The organism is Exiguobacterium sp. 8H, from assembly GCF_902506255.1.
Lineage (GTDB): Bacteria > Bacillota > Bacilli > Exiguobacteriales > Exiguobacteriaceae > Exiguobacterium > Exiguobacterium profundum.
Genome location: NZ_LR733430.1, coordinates 1 through 2608, shown reverse-complemented (window position 1 = coordinate 2608; position 2608 = coordinate 1). Strand labels below are relative to the sequence as shown.

3 protein-coding genes are annotated in these 2608 nt (G+C 35.2%); 1 reads left to right on the top strand and 2 read right to left on the bottom strand.

What is annotated here, in order from left to right; translation table 11 throughout:
• Nucleotides 1-24: 24 nt before the first annotated feature.
• On the top strand, nucleotides 25-171 hold the full coding sequence (locus GVY43_RS16150) for a hypothetical protein (RefSeq protein ID WP_371730263.1): 147 nt from the start codon (nucleotides 25-27) through the stop codon (nucleotides 169-171).
• Nucleotides 172-490: 319 nt separating this feature from the next.
• On the opposite strand, the gene GVY43_RS16145 is transcribed toward GVY43_RS16150, so the two are convergent.
• The gene (locus GVY43_RS16145; protein ID WP_159563684.1) at nucleotides 491-700 is read right to left on the bottom strand and encodes an integrase core domain-containing protein; all 210 of its coding nucleotides are present in this window, start codon (nucleotides 698-700) and stop codon (nucleotides 491-493) included.
• 1103 nt (nucleotides 701-1803) lie between these two features.
• The coding region (locus GVY43_RS15080) for a hypothetical protein (protein ID WP_236548997.1) at nucleotides 1804-2608 on the bottom strand (805 nt) is incomplete at its 5' end.

Genomic DNA, 2608 nt, shown 5'->3' with positions numbered 1-2608 from the left:
CATGAAAAAAATGAATTAGATCAAATTATTCAACTGTTTTTAAGTTTAGACTACAAAATCGTGGTAGAAGGTATTGAAACTGAAGCACATATGAGCTTTATGAAAAAATATCCTGAAGTTGTATTACAAGGTTACTTCTTTGCTAAACCAGCGCCATTATCAACTTTCTAAAAATAATTTAACTTCTCAATTATGTAAGTCGAGAAATTATTTGGGATAACCTCAAACGACAATTTAAATTTCCGAATTAAGATAGTAGTTGAGCATTTTGGTGTGGTCATCGAATAGGATTTATCAGAGGTGTACCGAAATTTTATATCACCTGAATTGTATATATTTAAAAACTCGACGTCAGAATGATGGATACTTGTAAAAAGTGTCTCATGAACTGAACTAAAAAAGTTAAACAATAAATTGTCAGACGACTAAAAACTCCCTGGGTCTAAACTGACCTAGTTATATGAGACATTAATAAAACACCTTGATTAGGCTACCTCATACCATATTTTATCGGTGTGAGGTAGCCTAATCTTTCTTTGATACGTTTTTCGTTGTAGTAAGGTAAGGAATTATTTATCCGCTCACGCATTTCATGGTCGCTTAACGAGTTGAATTTGACGTACTGGAAGTCCTCAGACTTCAAGCTCGAATGAAATGATTCGATCATCGCATTGTCCCAATAGTTACCTCTTCGAGACATACTACTCGTCAGATAGTTCCTCTTGACGAAATCTTGAGAGGCATACGAGGTATAGACATTTCCTTAGTTAGTCTGAATGAATGATGACCATTTGGGGTTGTTCCAGTTCTCTAATGTCTCCTTTAACGCATCGATGACGAGTGGTGTCTATTGATGCTTGTATAACTTATAGGCAACGATCTCATTGTTGAGGACGATAATCGTCGAGAGATATTTTCGTCGTGACAGTATACTTCCTCCTCAAGTGAGGTAGTTGACGTTCTCTCTTGACATTTTCACTAGCGGAATCAGGACCGATACCATCTCATCTCACCACTGCCTATTGACTTCACTTGAATATACATTTTTTACTCATACAAAAACACCCCCGAAGTGAACTCCCCCATAAAAGTTGGAAATAAAAATCCAACTTTTATGGGGCAGTTCATCATTCGCCTTTTTGGATGCTTCCGAATTGTTATCTTGAATCTATTCATTCAGATCAGGGAAGCAACTATATTCAATATTCATCAAACTAGCTAGCTTGAGCTGAATCCTGACAGGGCATCATCACATAAAGATACATAAGATAGGTGAAATGATTAAACAATTGAGTAATTGTTTTTTCGAACTAAGCCATTTGAAAAATTTATCTACATCGACATGAAACTTTCTATAAAAAGAAATTTTATGAGGTGTGAACTGAAAATAAATGAGGTATTGACGAAGTATACGACTAGACAGCTTCTCAGCTCTTCGGTTTAAGGGATGAAGCTGTCATTTGACAAGCGATGGTTTAGAGTACTGTGTCTAAATCTTCTAGATTGTCTATTTGCTTATTCAAACTTCCTACTCGCTCCGTTCTACAAAATGCACTTCTTTAAGAAATACGTAAGTACAAACAATTAGTATTGCTCTCAAAAAATGTCTTATTCTTGAGTCAGTTAGAAACGAAGTTTAAACTTTAAGGTTCGTTCTTCACCGGAGATAATTTATTCAAGTAAAGGTTTGCTAATTCAACTTTGATTTTTGATAGTAATTCACTTTATGTTCTGAGAAACTATCATATTTTAGCTTGGTCTTAATAAAACGATTTGTTCAGTAACTAGGGAAAGGGCAGTTCGTTATTGGTGGAATACAATGGATTCTATAGACTTTTTTCTACCGTGTTTCCCTTCCAAACCAATCGGAATTGCTGTGTATGATTTATTCAAAGGGATGTCGCCAACATAAATTTTAAAGTGACTATTTTTGACCGTCACTTTCCTAAATAAAGTGTTTTTCGGATACTCTATCGCGATGTAGAGGACACCCTGAGACACGCTACCATTAAGATATCCTTTTTCATCGGAGCTGAATTCAATGATTTTCCCTTTTTCCCATGTAATCGCTTTCTGCTCTACCGAATCGATATCTCCTTCTTTTTCCCCAAATGCTTCCAACTTGAAGGAACGCATATTTTCAGGAACTCGAATTCGAAACTCCTCATTTTTTATTTCACCATAAAAAACTGATGAGTCATCAGCAGTTAGTGTAATATTCTGAGTGTTCTCATTTACCCTTCCCTTTACATAATAAGAACCATAGTAATAGGGTTTCACATCGGTTATAGAGGGTCTGATGATTTGGCTGTACTCCGTTCCTTGTGTCCATATGTAAAGAACAGGTAATAATAGCAGTGGAATCAGAAAAGTTCTCCATGAAGAATAGTTTGGTTTAAAGCCTCGAAAAGCGTAGACGAGTAACATAGATCCGAATAAAGAAACAAAAAACATGAACATCAAGTAAAGATAAGACGTATAATTAATAACTTCTTGTCCATATCGTACTAAACTATACTGATCAATTTTGTTATATAACCGCAAAAATATAAGATGAAAAAGGTATATATATAATCCGTAGTCTTTCACTAATCGTCCTGCATAGCTA

What these genes read in the sequence shown, in the direction of transcription:
- GVY43_RS16145 (WP_159563684.1), bottom strand. Translation starts at nt 700, where the DNA reads ATGTCTCGAAGAGGTAACTATTGGGACAATGCGATGATCGAATCATTT.